Source organism: Flavobacterium sp. (assembly GCF_044341265.1).
Lineage (GTDB): Bacteria > Bacteroidota > Bacteroidia > Flavobacteriales > Flavobacteriaceae > Flavobacterium.
Map to the genome: position 1 here is coordinate 21,815 of NZ_JBIISA010000011.1, position 16,380 is coordinate 38,194.

16 protein-coding genes are annotated in these 16,380 nt (G+C 30.5%); 5 read left to right on the forward strand and 11 right to left on the reverse strand.

Annotated features, from left to right (window positions below):
* Nucleotides 1-440: 440 nt before the first annotated feature.
* Entirely contained in the window at nucleotides 441-1,136 is a 696-nt protein-coding gene (locus tag ACIQ06_RS07370) for a DUF4382 domain-containing protein (protein ID WP_396144998.1), read from the reverse strand.
* Between the two features lie 139 nt (nucleotides 1,137-1,275).
* Between ACIQ06_RS07370 and ffh the strand changes: the two genes are divergently transcribed.
* The 3 genes from ffh (at nucleotide 1,276) to ACIQ06_RS07385 (ending at nucleotide 4,054) form a co-directional block, all read left to right on the forward strand.
* A complete protein-coding gene (gene ffh / locus ACIQ06_RS07375) occupies nucleotides 1,276-2,613 on the forward strand; it encodes a signal recognition particle protein (protein ID WP_345089798.1) in 1,338 nt (445 codons plus the stop codon).
* Nucleotides 2,614-2,676: 63 nt separating this feature from the next.
* Nucleotides 2,677-3,561: a bifunctional 5,10-methylenetetrahydrofolate dehydrogenase/5,10-methenyltetrahydrofolate cyclohydrolase gene (locus ACIQ06_RS07380; protein ID WP_396145001.1), complete on the forward strand. Its 885-nt coding sequence runs from the start codon at nucleotides 2,677-2,679 to the stop codon at nucleotides 3,559-3,561.
* A gap of 1 nt (nucleotide 3,562) precedes the next feature.
* Entirely contained in the window at nucleotides 3,563-4,054 is a 492-nt protein-coding gene (locus ACIQ06_RS07385; protein ID WP_396145003.1) for a GNAT family N-acetyltransferase, read from the forward strand.
* Nucleotides 4,055-4,085: 31 nt separating this feature from the next.
* On the opposite strand, the gene rluF is transcribed toward ACIQ06_RS07385, so the two are convergent.
* The 5 genes from rluF to ACIQ06_RS07410 form a co-directional block, all read right to left on the reverse strand.
* A complete protein-coding gene (gene rluF / locus ACIQ06_RS07390) occupies nucleotides 4,086-4,877 on the reverse strand; it encodes a 23S rRNA pseudouridine(2604) synthase RluF (protein WP_396145005.1) in 792 nt (263 codons plus the stop codon).
* Between the two features lie 82 nt (nucleotides 4,878-4,959).
* Nucleotides 4,960-5,799 carry an alpha/beta fold hydrolase gene (locus ACIQ06_RS07395; RefSeq protein ID WP_396145007.1) on the reverse strand — a complete coding sequence of 280 codons (840 nt, stop codon included), beginning with the start codon at nucleotides 5,797-5,799 and terminating at the stop codon, nucleotides 4,960-4,962.
* Nucleotides 5,800-5,833: 34 nt separating this feature from the next.
* The gene (locus ACIQ06_RS07400; RefSeq protein WP_396145009.1) at nucleotides 5,834-6,613 is read right to left on the reverse strand and encodes a zinc ribbon domain-containing protein; all 780 of its coding nucleotides are present in this window, start codon (nucleotides 6,611-6,613) and stop codon (nucleotides 5,834-5,836) included.
* A gap of 3 nt (nucleotides 6,614-6,616) precedes the next feature.
* Nucleotides 6,617-7,711, reverse strand: coding sequence for a Nif3-like dinuclear metal center hexameric protein (locus ACIQ06_RS07405; protein ID WP_396145011.1), 1,095 nt, complete (start codon nucleotides 7,709-7,711; stop codon nucleotides 6,617-6,619).
* A 35-nt stretch (nucleotides 7,712-7,746) separates the two neighbouring features.
* The gene (locus tag ACIQ06_RS07410) at nucleotides 7,747-8,310 is read right to left on the reverse strand and encodes a hypothetical protein (RefSeq protein ID WP_396145013.1); all 564 of its coding nucleotides are present in this window, start codon (nucleotides 8,308-8,310) and stop codon (nucleotides 7,747-7,749) included.
* 49 nt (nucleotides 8,311-8,359) lie between these two features.
* On the opposite strand from ACIQ06_RS07410, the gene lpxK reads away from it, so the two are divergent.
* Nucleotides 8,360-9,376 carry a tetraacyldisaccharide 4'-kinase gene (gene lpxK, locus ACIQ06_RS07415; protein WP_396145016.1) on the forward strand — a complete coding sequence of 339 codons (1,017 nt, stop codon included), beginning with the start codon at nucleotides 8,360-8,362 and terminating at the stop codon, nucleotides 9,374-9,376.
* Nucleotides 9,348-10,160, forward strand: coding sequence for a purine-nucleoside phosphorylase (locus tag ACIQ06_RS07420; RefSeq protein WP_396145018.1), 813 nt, complete (start codon nucleotides 9,348-9,350; stop codon nucleotides 10,158-10,160). The genes lpxK and ACIQ06_RS07420 overlap by 29 nt, the downstream gene beginning before the upstream one ends.
* 33 nt (nucleotides 10,161-10,193) lie before the next feature.
* Here the strand turns inward: ACIQ06_RS07420 and ACIQ06_RS07425 are convergent, their stop codons facing one another.
* From ACIQ06_RS07425 to ACIQ06_RS07445, 5 genes are all read right to left on the reverse strand, one after another.
* On the reverse strand, nucleotides 10,194-12,362 hold the full coding sequence (locus tag ACIQ06_RS07425; protein ID WP_396145020.1) for an ATP-binding protein: 2,169 nt from the start codon (nucleotides 12,360-12,362) through the stop codon (nucleotides 10,194-10,196).
* Between the two features lie 41 nt (nucleotides 12,363-12,403).
* Nucleotides 12,404-13,393: a type I glyceraldehyde-3-phosphate dehydrogenase gene (gap, locus tag ACIQ06_RS07430; RefSeq protein ID WP_396145135.1), complete on the reverse strand. Its 990-nt coding sequence runs from the start codon at nucleotides 13,391-13,393 to the stop codon at nucleotides 12,404-12,406.
* Nucleotides 13,389-14,270, reverse strand: coding sequence for a cation diffusion facilitator family transporter (locus tag ACIQ06_RS07435; protein ID WP_396145022.1), 882 nt, complete (start codon nucleotides 14,268-14,270; stop codon nucleotides 13,389-13,391). Before ACIQ06_RS07435 ends, gap begins: the two co-directional genes overlap by 5 nt.
* Before the next feature lie 4 nt (nucleotides 14,271-14,274).
* Nucleotides 14,275-15,144, reverse strand: coding sequence for a lipoyl synthase (gene lipA, locus ACIQ06_RS07440; protein WP_344815068.1), 870 nt, complete (start codon nucleotides 15,142-15,144; stop codon nucleotides 14,275-14,277).
* A gap of 174 nt (nucleotides 15,145-15,318) precedes the next feature.
* Nucleotides 15,319-16,134: an energy transducer TonB gene (locus ACIQ06_RS07445; RefSeq protein ID WP_396145024.1), complete on the reverse strand. Its 816-nt coding sequence runs from the start codon at nucleotides 16,132-16,134 to the stop codon at nucleotides 15,319-15,321.
* Nucleotides 16,135-16,380: the final 246 nt, after the last annotated feature.

The window sequence follows — 16,380 nt, forward strand, 5'->3', positions numbered from 1 at the left end:
CCCATTTTGGAAACAGAATGGGTTTTTTTATGTTAAATTTTAAATGGAGCTTCCATTTTTTATGTGAGTAAATATAATTAGTTGGATTTTTAAAGATTAACAGTAGATTGGATTTAATTTAATTGATTATTTAATTTAAATATGGAGATGAAGTTTTTATGAACAGAACTATAAGTTTTAATTTAGTTCATTAAATGAATAACAAAGTGATTACCTACTTTGTAATAAGCAGTTTCTTTTTTTGAGTTCCTATTATTGTATATTCAATACATTACTTGTGCATAGAACATTGGTTTTATACTATTTAATGATTTAAAAATCAGGGTTATGTATTATGTTTAGTTGCATTATAAATACTAAAAAGTTATGCATAAAAAAAAACTGCCCAGTTATCTGGGCAGTTTTGTAGGTTAAAAATTTGGGTCTTTTTTTAAATTTAATTAATCATCTAAATCGCAAGAATCTTTAATTTTATCTTTAATTAAATTGGCTAAACTTTGATTACCATCAGTATCATTAGGATTAATTTCTATAATTCCGTCTCCATCGTTATCTGTAGCAGAACTAAGATCAACACTATTTAATGCTGAGGTCAAATCGAAATCAAAAATTATTGAAGTGGAGTTATTAGATACAACAATGTTTTGATTTGTGTCGTCATAGTCAATTTCAAAATCTTCCTCAACATTATGCCAAAATTCAAATGGTACTCCATTTATAGTTCCTTTTATTTCAATTGATTTGTTATACATATCACTACCAATGGTTCTATTTTTTGCCATCTTAAATTCAACCTCTTTATAAACTCCACTTGGAACATTTAACGATGTTATCTCATAGGTACCATTTAGTAAATTTAATTCAAAAGGTCCTTTTAATTCGATATCATCATCATCACCATAAAACCCATCACCTGAAGAAGAATCCTCCATTTCAAATTCAATTTCTTTTAAATTGATTTTAAATGAAGTTAAATTAACGTTGCTGTTGGTTTTTTGTTCTAATGATCTATTGGCCAAGTAGCTAGATCTCGCTTTGATAGTTAAGTTGTCTGAATTTTGTTCATCATCTTTACTGCATGATACACTTATTAAAGAAATGCAAAATAAACCGATTAATAATCCTTTGTTTTTCATAGTTTATAAATTTAAAGTTATTTAATTTTAATACTAAACAAGTAATTCAATATTTACCCTACCAAACTTTTATTTTGATTAAATCTTAATTTGAAACTTTATAACTTTAAGTTATATTTGCACTTCTAAAAACACCATTATGTTCAATAATTTAAGCGATAAATTAGATAAAGCATTCCATATCCTAAAAGGACATGGAAAAATTACAGAAGTAAACGTTGCAGAAACTCTTAAAGAAGTTCGTCGTGCCTTACTTGATGCCGATGTTAACTTTAAAATTGCTAAAGATTTTACTACATCAGTAAAAGAAAAAGCAATGGGACAAAATGTATTAACTACATTAGAGCCTGGACAATTAATGGTGAAATTGGTTAAAGATGAATTAACCGAATTAATGGGTGGTGATGCTGCAGGAATCAATCTTTCAGGAAATCCTACTGTTATTTTAATGTCTGGTTTGCAAGGTTCTGGTAAAACAACTTTCTCTGGTAAATTAGCCAATTATCTTAAAACTAAAAAGAACAAAAAACCACTTTTGGTTGCTTGTGATATTTATCGTCCTGCGGCTATCAATCAGTTGCATGTTGTTGGTGATCAAATAGGTGTTGAGGTTTATTCTGAACCAGAAAACAAAAATCCTGTTGATATTTCATTAAAAGCTATTGCTTACGCTAAAGCAAATGGTTTTAATGTAGTAATTGTCGATACTGCTGGTCGTTTAGCTGTTGACGAAGAAATGATGACTGAAATTGCAAATGTTCACAAAGCTATTCAGCCACAAGAAACGTTATTTGTTGTTGACGCAATGACAGGACAAGATGCTGTGAATACTGCAAAAGCCTTCAACGATAGATTAAATTTTGACGGAGTTATCCTTACAAAGTTAGATGGTGATACTCGTGGTGGAGCAGCGATTACAATTAAATCGGTTGTAAATAAACCAATCAAATTTATTGGTACTGGTGAAAAAATGGATGCAATCGATGTTTTCTATCCATCACGTATGGCTGATAGAATTCTTGGAATGGGAGACGTTGTTTCGCTTGTAGAAAGAGCTCAAGAGCAATATGATGAGGAAGAAGCAAGAAAAATTCAGAAGAAGATTGCTAAAAATGAATTTGGTTTTGATGATTTCTTAGCTCAAATTCAACAAATTAAAAAAATGGGTAGCATGAAAGACTTGGTTGGAATGATACCAGGTGCTGGAAAAGCACTTAAAGATGTTGAAATTGAAGATGATGCATTCAAACATATTGAAGCAATAATCCATTCTATGACACCAATAGAAAGAACAAAACCTTCAATAATTGATATGAAAAGAAAAACTAGAATCGCAAAAGGTTCTGGTAGAAAGATAGAAGAAGTAAATCAATTGATGAAGCAGTTTGACCAAATGAGCAAAATGATGAAAATGATGCAAGGTCCTGGAGGAAAAAACATGATGCGCATGATGGGCGGAATGAAAGGTATGAAATAATGGAAAGACGCGATTTATCGCGTCTTTTTTGTAACTATAACAACAACACAACACACAACTACAATGACCATTTTAGACGGAAAAAAAGTATCTGAAGATATTAAGAATGAAATAGCAGCTGAAGTTCAAAAGATGAAAGACAAAGGCGAAAAAGTTCCTCATTTAGCAGCAATAATTGTTGGAAATGATGGAGCAAGTTTGACTTATGTTGGAAGCAAAGTAAAAGCATGCGAAAGAGTTGGTTTTGAATCTACATTGATAAAATTACCAAGCACAACATCTGAAACAGAACTGCTTAAGAAGATTAATGAATTAAATCAAAATGATGATATTGATGGTTTTATAGTGCAACTACCACTGCCAAAACAAATTGATACACAACAAATCATTAATTGTATTGATCCAAGTAAGGATGTTGACGGTTTTCACCCGGAAAATTTTGGAAAAATGGCTTTAGATATGAGTACATTTATTCCGGCAACTCCTTTTGGGATTTTGGAATTGTTAGAACGATATAATGTTCCAACAGATGGAAAACATACCGTAATTATTGGAAGAAGTCATATCGTTGGGCGTCCAATGAGTATTTTGATGGGAAGAAATCACTTTCCAGGAAATTCAACAGTTACATTGACACACAGTCACACTAAAAATATAAACCAAATTACAACACAAGCTGATATTATTATCACAGCCCTGGGAGTTCCAAATTATTTAAAAGCCGAAATGGTTAAAGATGATGTAGTTGTAATTGATGTTGGTATCACTCGTGTTGTTGACGAAACTTCTGAAAAAGGATACAAAATTGTAGGTGATGTTGACTTTGAAAATGTTTCTAAAAAAGCATCATTTATAACTCCAGTTCCAGGTGGAGTTGGACCAATGACTATTGCTATGTTATTGAAAAATACACTTTTAGCAAGAGAACAAAAACGCCTAAAAAAATAATATGAATATTGTTGTTGCCACTAAAGAACAATTAGCAATAGTTAAAAATTTGGCATATATAATTTGGCCTAATGCTTACGAAACTATTCTTTCAAAAGCGCAATTAGACTATATGTTAGAGATGATTTATTCTATCGATTCTTTAGAAAAACAATTTGATAATGGACATATTTTTCTATTGATTGAGGATGATCAAAATTTTATAGGTTTCGCATCTTATGAATTAAATTGTAACAATTCAAATAAAACTAAGCTTCAAAAATTATACGTCTTACCTGAAATCCAAGGAAAAGGAATCGGTAAGCAAGTAATAGGTTATATTAAAGAAAAAGTTGTTCTATCGAATAATTTAGCTTTGTTTTTGAATGTGAATAAATTCAATAAAGCCAAAGACTTTTACCAAAAATATGGTTTCCAAATTACAAAAGAAGAAGTAATCGAAATAGGGAATAACTACATTATGGACGATTATGTTATGGAAATTAAATGCTAAAAAAAACTCCAACTGAAAAGTTGGAGTTTTTTTATTGTCTTTTTCTAAAATCTCTACGAGGTTGAGATGAAATTTTCGGAGTTACTTTCGGCAAACTTGCTTCTTCAGTTTTACTTGAAGGCTCTATCAATTGATTTAATTGTGTAATTTCTGCTTCAGTAAGTTCACGATACCTTCCTAATGGAACATCCAATGAAATATTAATAATTCGAGTTCTTTTTAGAGCAGTTACTTCATAATCAAGATATTCACACATTCTACGAATTTGTCTATTTAGTCCTTGCGTAAGTACAATTCTAAATACGTATTTGCTAACTTGTTCAACTTTACATTTTCTGGTAACCGTTTCAAGAATTGGAATTCCATTAGCCATTCTATCTATAAACCTATCAGTTATAGGTCTATTTACAGTTACTATATATTCTTTTTCGTGATTGTTTCTAGCTCGAAGAATCTTGTTTACAATGTCGCCATCATTGGTCATAAATATCAATCCTTCACTGGCTTTATCTAATCTACCAATTGGAAAAATACGTTCGTGATAATTGATGTAATCTACAATATTATCTCTTACTTCAAGATTGGTTGTACATTCAATTCCGGGTGGCTTATTGAAAGCAAGATAAACGCGTTTTTTATTATTTTCTCTAACCAGTTTTCCATCAACACGAACTTCATCTGTTGGTGCAATTTTAGTACCCATTTCTGGCACAGTTCCATTAATGGTAACTCTTCCTTGCTCAATTAACTTATCTGCTTCACGACGTGAGCAAAATCCAGTTTCTGATAGAAATTTGTTGATGCGAGTTAGATTTTCTTCCATAATGCAAAGATAGATTTATTTTTCAGATTTCAGTCCCGAGTCTTCGGGATTAGAATGTTTGATAAAATAATTTGTAGAAAAATTACTTCTGAACAAAATCTACAATAGTTTGATACAAATAGGCATCATGCATGCTGTGTCCAAGTCCTCTTGTTTCAATAAATTGTGCTTTTTCCCAAGCTTTTGAAATCTTTTTTCCTTCTTCAAATAGTACTACTGTATCTTGAAGATCATGAGCTACAATTCCTTCAATTGTACTATTCTTTAAGAATTTAGAAGCCGAAAAGTCATCTATAGTTAGATTGAATCTTTTCTTAGTGTAATCAATTAAAGATTGATGAATACGTTTGTTAAGGCTCAACATTTTAATGTAATTATTTAAAATCACTTTAAAATCAGAAGGAGCACCAAGTAAAACTATCTTTTCAAAATTATGATTGTAGTGCGCTTGGAAATAGGCAATTGCATTTCCGCCAATAGAATGTCCAATAGCAATTTTTGGATTGTATTTTTGAACAACAACATCAATGAATTCGGCATAAGTAGGAACATTAAATTCTTTTCCGCTACTTTTTCCGTGAGCTGGACCATCAATTGCAATAATGGTTTTTCCAGTTTTCTTTAAATGTGATAGTAATTTCTTCCAACGTGATGCATTACTTTCCCAACCGTGAATCAGTAAAATGATATCTTCATTACCTTTCCAAATGTAAGTCTGAAATTCATGTTCATTGTGCTTGTGGCTAACATGTTCTGCTTTAAGTAATGTTTTTGGAGTTTTGTGTTCCGTAATTCTGCCTTTTCTAGGTTGACTAAAGAGTTTATACGCTAATGCGAATGCTTTTTTTGGAGCAATATAACTAAGTGTATTGATGTACAATCCAACACTTTTTACAAGAATAAATTGAATAGTTTTGTCCATAAAAAAATCCCGACGTTAATCGGGATTCAAGATATTACATTTTTGCGAATATTTTTTCCATTTTTTCTCTTTCTTCATCTGCCAACGATGCATCAACTAAAATTCTTCCTGAATGTTCATCAGTGATGATTTTTTTTCTTGAAGCAATTTCAACTTGCGTTTGTGGTGGAATAGTAAAGAATGAACCTGCAGATGCTCCACGCTCAATAGAAACTACAGCCAAACCATTTCTAACGCTAGAACGGATTCTTTTGTAAGCAGCTAATAAACGCTCTTCAATTTGTTGCTCATATTCAGCTGATTTTTCTGTCAAGAAAGATTCCTCTTTTTGAGTTTCAGCCATAATGTCGTTCAATTCAGCTTTTTTGTGCTTTAAGTGAGTTGTTTTTTGTTCTAATTTTTCTTTAGAATTTGAAACCACTTCTTTTTTGTGCTCAATTGAAGCTTTCAATTCTTTAATTTGCTTTTCAGCTAATTGAATCTCAAGTTCTTGAAATTCTACTTCTTTAGTTAAAGAGTTGAATTCTCTGTTGTTACGAACATCTTTTTGTTGTTCAGTATATTTTTTGATTGCTGCTTGATGATTTTCAATAGCATTCTTTTTAGCTTTAATACTATCTTCAATAGTTACTAAATCGCTTTGTAGTTTTTCTAAACGAGTAGTCAAACCTGCTACTTCATCTTCAAGATCTTCCACTTCTAAAGGCAATTCACCTCTTACATTTCTGATTTCGTCAATTCTAGTATCGATTATTTGTAAATCGTAAAGCGCTCTTAATTTTTCTTCAACGCTCAATTCTTTTGTAGTAGCCATATTTTATAAGTACTTAACTGGATTTGTATTTTCTTCTGATAAAACGATTGCAAAATTAGTAATTTTTTCTTTAAGAAAATCAACAATATAATTTTTTGTATATCTTTCGCTTTCAAAGTGTCCAATATCAGCTAAAACTATCTGATTTTCAGCTTCATAAAAGTTGTGATATTTCAAATCAGATGTTAAAAAAACGTCAACATTGGCTTGAATTGCGTTTTTTATAGCAAAACTACCCGAACCACCAAGAACCGCAATCTTTTTAACTTGTTTTCCAAGTAATTGCGAATGACGAATTCCTCCACATTGCATTTTGTCTTTTACAAATTCCAAAAAGTCAATTTCAGACATTGGATTTTCGAGTTCACCAATCATTCCTAAACCAATATTTTGATGGGAATTTTGTAAATCGTAAATTTCATAAGCTACTTCTTCATAAACATGATTAGAAAAAAGAGCTTTCAGAATTTTACTTTGCAAATGTTTTTCAAAAGTAACTTCGATTTTAATTTCTTGTGCTTCGACAAATTCAAATCGTTCTCCAATTTCGGGATTGCTATTTTCATTTCCCATGTAAGTTCCAATTCCTTGAGAGTTGAAACTGCAATCTTCATAGTTGCCAATTTTTCCAGCACCAGCATCAAATAAAGCATTGCGTACTTTTTCAACATTCTCTGGAATAGTATAAGTTACCAACTTTTGAATGAAATTTTGCTTAGGAACTAACACTTTAGTATTCTTCAAACCCAAAGCATTACAGAAAATTTTGTTGACACCATTCTTATGATTATCCAAAGCAGTGTGAACGGCATAAATGGCTATATCATTTTTTATGGCTTTTAAAACAGCACGTTCTACATAATTTTTTCCAGTAATTTTCTTCAAACCACTGAAAAGAATAGGATGGAAGCAAACTACCAAATTACATTTTTTCGCAATGGCTTCATCAATAACGCTTTCAAGAGCATCATGACAAACTAAAACTCCAGTAGCTTCATCGTTTTGATTTCCAACCAATAATCCTACGTTGTCAAAATCTTCAGCATAAGCCAAAGGAGCCATTTCTTCAAGAATTGTGAGTATTTCTTTTATTTTCATAATCTTATTGTATCTTCTTAAATCTGCAATCTAAATCAAGTTGCCCATTCATTTAAAACTTCTTTTATATTCCAAACTCCATTGGTATTTTCAAATAAGAAAAAGCTTCCTGAATTATGCTCAATACTTCTATAAAAAGCCACTTTTACTAAACAATATTTTTGAGCAAAATACATGGGTTTGCTAACTATCATTAATCTTTGATTGTTGTCGTGAAACCTATCGGAAACTTTCTGAAACTCTTCCAAACTCAAACAATTATTGACTTTACTTTTCAAATACTGATTTTGATTTGTAAAAAGTAAATCAAATTCCTTTGACCAATTTTCGTTTAGTTTTATATTAATTTGATTTTTAATTTCTTGAGCATTTTTCTTTAGTAAATCGTTTTTAGCAATTACTTCTAAAGTTTCTTCATTATTGGGTGCTTTGTTGCAATAAAAACTCAATAATTGCAATCTGTTTTTTACTATAACTTTTTCGTTGGCGTAATATTTTGATAAAAGCACTTTTAAAATTGCAACATCGTTGTTTTCTTGGCTAAATCCAATTTGAAAACAAAAGATAAAAGCAAATAATAATTTAATTCTAAAGTTCATTTTGTAAAATTAATTTCAATTCAAAGATAAAAAATTATACTTTCGTACTATGATTATTTTAAGGTATTTACTTTTTCCTTTTTCAATTCTTTATGGTTGGATAACTTCCATCAGAAACTTTGTTTTTGATAAAGGAATTTTGAAATCCTATTCGTTTGATATTCCTATAATTGCTGTCGGAAACCTTAGTGTCGGTGGAACTGGTAAAACACCTCAAATTGAATATTTAATTCGTTTGCTTTCTCCAAATTATAAAATTGCTACCTTAAGTCGCGGTTATAAAAGAAAATCGGATGGTTTTGTTTTGGCAGATTCAAATTCAAATGCAGAAATTTTGGGTGATGAACCATTTCAAATTCATCAAAAATTTCCAAATATTCATGTAGCAGTTGATGCTCAAAGAAAAAATGGAATCGAGCAATTATTAAAATTAGATAATAAACCAGAAGTTATTTTATTAGATGACGCTTTTCAGCATAGAAAAGTCAAAGCTGGATTTTACATTTTACTTTCTTCATTTGATGATTTGTATTTTAATGATTTTATGCTACCAACAGGTAATTTAAGAGAGAGTAGAACCGGTGCGAAAAGAGCCAATGTGATAATTATCACTAAATGTCCCAAAGATTTATCGGAACTTGCACAACAAAATATAATTAGAAAGATAGGATTAAATGTTCCAATCTTTTTTAGTTTTATAGATTATGATTCAGAAGTTTATAATGAATTTGAATCTGAAAAAGTTGAGGAAATAATTGATGTTGATAAATTACTTTTAGCAGGAATAGCAAAACCCGAACCCTTTTTTGCATATTTGCAGGCTGAAAAAAATGTAAAACTAGTTTATCCAGATCATCATCATTTTTCAGAAAAAGATATTGAAGAAATTAAAAATAAAGCAAACAATAAGTTAATTATCACAACAGAAAAGGATTACGTTAGATTGAAAAATCAGAATTTGAAATCACTTTTTTATTTACCTATTAAAAGTAGTTTCATTTCTAAAGGTGATGATTTTAACCAAACAATTTTAAATTATGTGGGAACAAGTACAAGAAACCGTTAATTACATCAAAGAAAAAACAGGTTTCACACCAGAATATGGAGTAATCTTAGGTTCAGGATTGGGAAGCTTTACAGATGATATTGCAATTGAATTTACGTTACCTTATTCTGAAATCCCTAATTTTCCTGTTTCAACCGTTCAGGGTCATAAAGGAGCTTTAGTTTTTGGAACAATTGGTGATAAAAAAGTTGTTGCAATGCAAGGAAGATTTCATTTCTACGAAGGTTATGATATGAAGCAAGTAACTTTTCCTGTGAGAGTTATGAAATATTTAGGTGTTACTAAATTGGTAGTATCTAATGCTTCAGGTGGCGTTAATCCTAATTATGAAGTTGGCTCAATAGTTTTGATAAAAGATCATATCAACATGATGCCAGAACATCCATTACGTGGAAAAAATGATGAACGTTTCGGACCAAGATTTGTGAACATGAGCGAACCTTATAGTTTGAAAATGATTGCAAAAGCAAGAGAGATTGCAAATGAAGCCAATATAGAAGTTCATAATGGAATTTATATGGGTTTGCAAGGACCAACTTTTGAAACTTTAGCAGAATACAAGATGGTAAAAAATATTGGTGCTGATTGTGTTGGAATGTCTACTGTGCCAGAAGTTATTGTTGCACGACACATGGAATTAGAAACTTTTGGTCTTTCAGTTATTACAGATATGGGAGACGAAGAAAATATTGAAGAAGTTAACCACGAAGAGGTTCTAAAAGCTGCTCAAAAAGCAGAACCAAGTGTAAGATTACTGATAAAAGAACTAATCAAACAATATTAAAAAAGAAAGACGCTCATCAAAAGCGTCTTTTTTTTATAATAAATTTTCTGCAATGATTTTGTAAAATTGTTCTGGATCAAATGGTTTGGTGATTACATCATTCATTCCATAAGAAAGGAGCATTTCTCTATTTTCATTTAATGAAATTGCTGTAAGCGCAATAATTGGAATTTCGGTATTGAATTCTCTAATTTGTTGCGTTGCTATTGTGCCATTTATTCCAGGTAAGTGAACATCCATTAAAACTAAATCATAATTATGCTTTTGTCTTAAATAGGTAACACTATCTTCACCATTGTCTAATATTTTGCAGAACATACCTTTGTTTTCAATCATCTTCTTGGTAATCATTTGATTGATTTTATTATCTTCTACCAATAAAATTTTCTTGTTCTCAATTGCGGCATTATCTATGGCTTGTTCTTTTATTTCTACAATTTCATTTTTACCAACTTCGAATGGAAGCGAAAATGAAAAAGTGGTTCCCAATCCAACTTTACTATTAATTTGAATTCTTCCACCCAATAATTCTATTAATCGTTTTACAATGGCTAGTCCAAGTCCTGTACCACCATATTTTCTATTAATTTCTATTGAACCTTGAGAAAAGCTTTCAAAAATTTCGTTTTGCTTATCTTCGGGTATTCCAATTCCATTATCAGAAACTTTAAATTGGATTTGTATTTTTTTGTCTTCAACTTTTTCAAGTTTAGCAATTAGTTTTACATAACCATTTTTAGTAAATTTTAATGAATTACTAACAAGATTAATGAAAATTTGCGACAGTTTTGTAGGATCACAAATTAAATTATCGGGTATAGTATCTTCAATTTCTAAGATAAATGTATTATTATTTTCATGTGCAATTTCTTTGAAAGATTTTTGAATATTAGATAATTGAAGTTTTAAGTTGCAATTAATTTGTTCAATAGGTATTCTTTCTGATTCAATTCTATTAATTTCTAATATATCATTTATAAAAGTTATTAAATAATTTCCAGAAAATTTCAATGAATTAAGGTAATTCAATTGGCTATCTTTTGGATTCTCTTCTAATAATAAATGCGTAATTCCATTAATAGCATTTAAAGGAGTTCGCAATTCGTGACTTACCGTAGAAAGAAATTCTGAACGAGCTTTGGTTGCTCTTTCGGCATTTTCTTTTGCAATTTCAAGCTCTTTGTTTTTTTCTTTTAGTAAAGCATTAGATTCTGTTCTTAATACATTGTTTTTATACAAAGACAAACTTAAGAGTGACAAAATAGAGATTAGTGCAATAGCCAATATGCTTATAAGCTTAGCAAAAGTATTCGCTTTTTCTTGACTCTTGTTGTCTTTATCAATTTGTTCAATCAGTTTTAATTTTTCGGAATCTTTGAAAGAAGCAAAATCTTCATTCCCTATTTTTTTATCATTTAAATAGGTTAAACTATCTTTCAATCTTAGATATTGTTTCAATAAATAATGTGATTTTTCAATATTCAATGATTTTTCAAAACACTCACTAAGTGCCAAAATTATATTAGCTTTTTGTTCTAAATTGTTTTTGTTTATTTCAAGAGCTCTATTGAAATAATTAATAGCTAAATTATATCTCTTTTTCCCAAATTCAATTGTTCCTACTTGATATAATGCTTCAGCTTTAGTTTTATAAGTATCGCTAGTGTCTTTTTTTATAATAATATTTTCAAATAAAGGCATTGCTAAGTCAATTTTGCCTTTTTCTTTATAAACAATTCCTTTTTGAAGATTTAGCATTTCAATTGCACTAGGAATTTTAATTTTCTCATAAATTCCTCCAGCCGTATTGAAATTTTTTTCAGCCATGGCTAAATTATTTTTTTCAAGATAGCAAACACCAATGCTATAATGCGCTAGTGCTTGTTGAGAGGATAAAGGTAAAGTGGTATAAATTGCAATACTTTTTACTAAAACATCAATAGCATCATCAATTTTTTTTAATTCTAAGTATATAACTCCTAGGTTAGAATAACTATCAGCAATAGATTTTTGATTGTTGGTTTTATTCGCAAAATCCAATGCTTTTTGAGAATAAACAAGGCAATTTCTATAATTGTTTTTTTTCTGGTTAAACTTCACTAAATCAATATAATAACTAGTGCTATCGATTTTCTCATTTGGTTTTTTTTGAGAAAATGAAATTATTGGAAGTAAAAAAAATAAAACAAAAATATGCCTCATAATAGGAAAATTCCTTTTTTGTGAGGTCTAAAATAAAGAAATTATTTTTGAATAAGTAATATTAAATCAATTATTCTCGATGAATAACCAATTTCGTTGTCGTACCAACCCACAACTTTTACCATTTTATCGATTACAGAAGTTAATTGTGAATCAAAAAGACAAGAATTTCGATTGCCAAGAATGTCTACAGAAACGATAGGATCTTCTGTATAATCAAGAATTCCTTTTAAATTTGTTTTAGATGCTTTTAAGAATGCTTCATTAATTTCTTCAATAGAAACAGCTCGTTTTACATTGAAAGTTATGTCGGTCAATGAACCATCAGGAACAGGAACTCTAATGCCACAACCTCCAATTTTTCCTTCCATTTCCGGAAAAATTTTAGTCAATGCTTTTGCTGCACCAGTAGTTGTAGGTACAATGGATTGGCTTGCACCACGAGCACGACGTAAATCTTTATGTGGTTGGTCGTGAAGGCTTTGGTCAGTTGTGTAAGAGTGAACAGTTGTAATGTAGGCTTGCTCAATACCACATAAATCATTAATAACTTTCATCATTGGAGCTGCATTATTAGTAGTGCAACTTGCATTGGAAATAATTTTTTCTGTTCCGTCAAGGATGCTTTCATTAACTCCAAGAACCACAGTTTTTATTTCGGAAACTTCTGAAGGTGCAGAAAGAATTACTTTTTTCGCACCAGAAATGATGTGAGCATTAATTTCGTCAAATGTTTTATATTTTCCTGTAGATTCAATTACAATATCGATTTCATTCCAATTTAGATTTGAAATTTCTTTTTGGTGATAAAAGGCATATGATTTTCCATCAACGATTATTGATGTTTCATCAAATGAAACTTGATAAGGTAAAACACCATGAATGCTGTCATATTTTATTAAATGTGCCATAGTTCTATTATCAGCAATATCATTTATGGCAACAACTTCAATGTTTGGATGATTGATAAGTAACCTGAAAAGATTTCTTCCAATTCTTCCAAAACCATTTATGGCAATTTTTGTTTTAATCATTGGGTTCTATGTGTATTAAAACGTGACCTAATTGTGGAATTTCTTCACGCAAAGTATCTTTTAAACGATGTGAAATATCATGACCTTCTTTTACAGAAATATTTGAGTCAACAATGGCGTGTAAATCAACGTGATATTTCATTCCAGCTTTTCTTATGAAACATTTTTCAGTGTCAATTACACCTTTCACTTTATGCGAAACTGTTCTTATTTCTTCAACTAAATCATCATATAAATGCTCGTCCATTATTTCGCCCAAAGCAGGTCTGAAAATTAAATAGCTGTTGTATAAAATAAAACCTGAAGCAAAAAGCGCCGCCCAATCGTCTGCAGATTCGTATCCTTTTCCAAGAAATAGAGCAATAGAAATTCCTATAAATGCAGCAACAGATGTTATTGCGTCACTTCTATGATGCCAAGCATCTGCTTTTAGTGAAGAACTATTAGTTTCGATGCTTTTTTTCATAACTAATTGAAAAGAGATTTCTTTCCAAACAATTATTAATCCTAACACAATTAAGGTCCAAGATTTCGGCAATTCATGTGGTGTTCCAATATTTAAGATGCTTTCGTAGGCAATAATTGTTGCTGATGTTATTAGAAAACCAACTACAATAAATGTTATCAAAGGTTCTGCACGACCATGTCCATAAGGATGATTTTCGTCTGCTGGTCTACTGGAATATTTGATTCCAAATAGCACTAAAAATGAAGAAAAAATATCGGTTGTTGATTCAATTGCATCAGCAATTAAAGCATAAGAATTACCAAAAAAACCTGCCAATCCTTTAATTACAGCTAAAGATGCATTGCCTATTAAACTAAAATAGGTTGCTTTGATGGCTGCTTGTTGGTTGGCTAAATCTCTTGACATTTATTTATAAAATATGTTTTTCAGCATGATAAGAAGAACGCACTAATGCTCCACTTTCTACATGACGAAAGCCCATTTCTTTACCTAATTTTTCGTATTTTTCAAATTGTTCTGGAGTGATGAACTCTTTTACAGGTAAATGTTTTTTACTTGGTTGTAAATATTGTCCAATAGTAATGATATCTACATTTTGGTTGCGAATGTCTTGCATAGTTTCAATAACTTCTGCTTCAGTTTCACCTAAACCTAGCATAATTCCGGATTTAGTTCTTTTAATTCCTTTTTCTTTCAGATATCTTAAAACTTCTAAACTCTTATCATATTTAGCCTGAATTCTAACTTCACGAGTTAAACGACGAACCGTTTCCATGTTGTGAGAAACAACTTCTGGATTGGCTTCAATGATTCTATCGATATTTCTAGTATTTCCTTGAAAATCTGGAATTAAAGTTTCTAATGTAGTGTTCGGATTCATTCTGCGAATGGCTTGAACAGTTTCTAACCATATAATTGAACCCATATCTTTCAAGTCATCTCTGTCTACACTAGTGATAACAGCATGTTTGATGTTCATTATTTTTATAGAACGCGCTACCTTTTCTGGTTCGTCCCAATCAACATTTTCTGGACGTCCAGTTTTTACGCCACAAAATCCGCAAGAACGCGTACAAATATTACCAAGAATCATAAAAGTAGCTGTTCCTTCACCCCAACATTCACCCATATTTGGGCAACTTCCTGAGGTACAGATAGTATTTAGTTTGTATTTGTCAACTAATCCACGAAGTTCGGTATATTTTTGACCAATAGGTAACTTAACTTTTAGCCATTTTGGTTTTCCAATTGGAAGGTTATTTTCGGTAGCCGTTTCCATATTCACTTTTTTTGAAATGCAAAGATACGAATGTAGATTCTAGATTTTGAATATTCTATTTCAGATTTTTGATCATTAAGAAATATTTATACTTTGTTTCAAAAAAAAACTGCTTTGTTTTGGCAAAGCAGTTCTCACATTTATTAACTTGAATTACAAGTCAGGAATCAATAATTATAGCATTACAGTAATTGGTAGCGTAAATTGAGTTCTTACAGGTTCTCCATTTTTAATTCCAGGAGCCCATTTAGTTTTTAAAGATTTTAAAACTCTGATAGCTTCTTTATCAATTTCTGGAGTTGTTTTTCTTGTTACTTCAATATCTGTCATTGCTCCATTTTTCTCAATTACAAATGAAACTAAAACTCTAATTGATTGACCTTCTTCTTCATCATTATTTTGTTTTTCAAAATTTGTTCCAACATACTCGTAGAATTTTTTAATTCCACCAGGAAAAAAAGGTTGTTTGTCTAACTCTGCAGGAGTTACTGGACCGGTTGGAATAATTACCACTGGTTTTGGTTCTGTTCCGCCACCATCAATTCCACCTGGTGTTCCCGGAGTTCCTGTTCCTGGAGTACCAATTGGAGTGTTAATTTTTGGTAATTCAGAAGTTATTGGAATAGGCTCTTTTGCATCAACTGTAGGAGCTACAACAAAATTTTTGTTAATAGGAACTTCTTCTATAGGAGCAGTATTATTAGTAACTGGTTCTGCAGTTTTTGGCTCATCTATGATTGGCTCAATATAATTATCTACTCTGATAATTGTATCAAAAGGTTCCTCTGGTAAGATTACTGGTTTAGGTCCAAATGAACTTAAAAGCATACCCATTCCTGATACAAAACCAAGGAATAGAATTCCAGAGAAGAATGCAATAATGGTTGTTTTGGTGCTGTCTTGACGTAATTTGTATGCACCATACTCTTGGTTTTTGCCTTCAAATACAAGGTCTAACCACTTTTTTTCAAAGATACTTAAGTTTGACATAATTTATAGTTTTAATTGTTAAGTATCGATGTTACATAAGCTTTAGATATTAGATTTCAGATATTAGATTTTAGATTTCAAAAATTTTGTAAAATTATTCTAATCTGTTTCTTGTTTTAATAACGCAAAGATTATTCCAATATTGTGTGATTTTTGTAAGAAAATGTAATTTATTATAATGTATTGTTTAAAAATTGAAATTAGAGATGCGTTTTTGATAATCTGAAATCTATTCAATACATGGAC

Excerpts from the sequence above, each read along its gene's own strand:
- ACIQ06_RS07370 (WP_396144998.1), bottom strand. The coding sequence starts at position 1,136 with ATGAAAAACAAAGGATTATTAATCGGTTTATTTTGCATTTCTTTAATA.
- ffh (WP_345089798.1), top strand. The coding sequence starts at position 1,276 with ATGTTCAATAATTTAAGCGATAAATTAGATAAAGCATTCCATATCCTA.
- ACIQ06_RS07380 (WP_396145001.1), top strand. The coding sequence starts at position 2,677 with ATGACCATTTTAGACGGAAAAAAAGTATCTGAAGATATTAAGAATGAA.
- ACIQ06_RS07385 (WP_396145003.1), top strand. The coding sequence starts at position 3,563 with ATGAATATTGTTGTTGCCACTAAAGAACAATTAGCAATAGTTAAAAAT.
- rluF (WP_396145005.1), bottom strand. The coding sequence starts at position 4,877 with ATGGAAGAAAATCTAACTCGCATCAACAAATTTCTATCAGAAACTGGA.
- ACIQ06_RS07395 (WP_396145007.1), bottom strand. The coding sequence starts at position 5,799 with ATGGACAAAACTATTCAATTTATTCTTGTAAAAAGTGTTGGATTGTAC.
- ACIQ06_RS07400 (WP_396145009.1), bottom strand. The coding sequence starts at position 6,613 with ATGGCTACTACAAAAGAATTGAGCGTTGAAGAAAAATTAAGAGCGCTT.
- ACIQ06_RS07405 (WP_396145011.1), bottom strand. The coding sequence starts at position 7,711 with ATGAAAATAAAAGAAATACTCACAATTCTTGAAGAAATGGCTCCTTTG.
- ACIQ06_RS07410 (WP_396145013.1), bottom strand. The coding sequence starts at position 8,310 with ATGAACTTTAGAATTAAATTATTATTTGCTTTTATCTTTTGTTTTCAA.
- lpxK (WP_396145016.1), top strand. The coding sequence starts at position 8,360 with ATGATTATTTTAAGGTATTTACTTTTTCCTTTTTCAATTCTTTATGGT.
- ACIQ06_RS07420 (WP_396145018.1), top strand. The coding sequence starts at position 9,348 with ATGTGGGAACAAGTACAAGAAACCGTTAATTACATCAAAGAAAAAACA.
- ACIQ06_RS07425 (WP_396145020.1), bottom strand. The coding sequence starts at position 12,362 with ATGAGGCATATTTTTGTTTTATTTTTTTTACTTCCAATAATTTCATTT.
- ACIQ06_RS07435 (WP_396145022.1), bottom strand. The coding sequence starts at position 14,270 with ATGTCAAGAGATTTAGCCAACCAACAAGCAGCCATCAAAGCAACCTAT.
- lipA (WP_344815068.1), bottom strand. The coding sequence starts at position 15,144 with ATGGAAACGGCTACCGAAAATAACCTTCCAATTGGAAAACCAAAATGG.
- ACIQ06_RS07445 (WP_396145024.1), bottom strand. The coding sequence starts at position 16,134 with ATGTCAAACTTAAGTATCTTTGAAAAAAAGTGGTTAGACCTTGTATTT.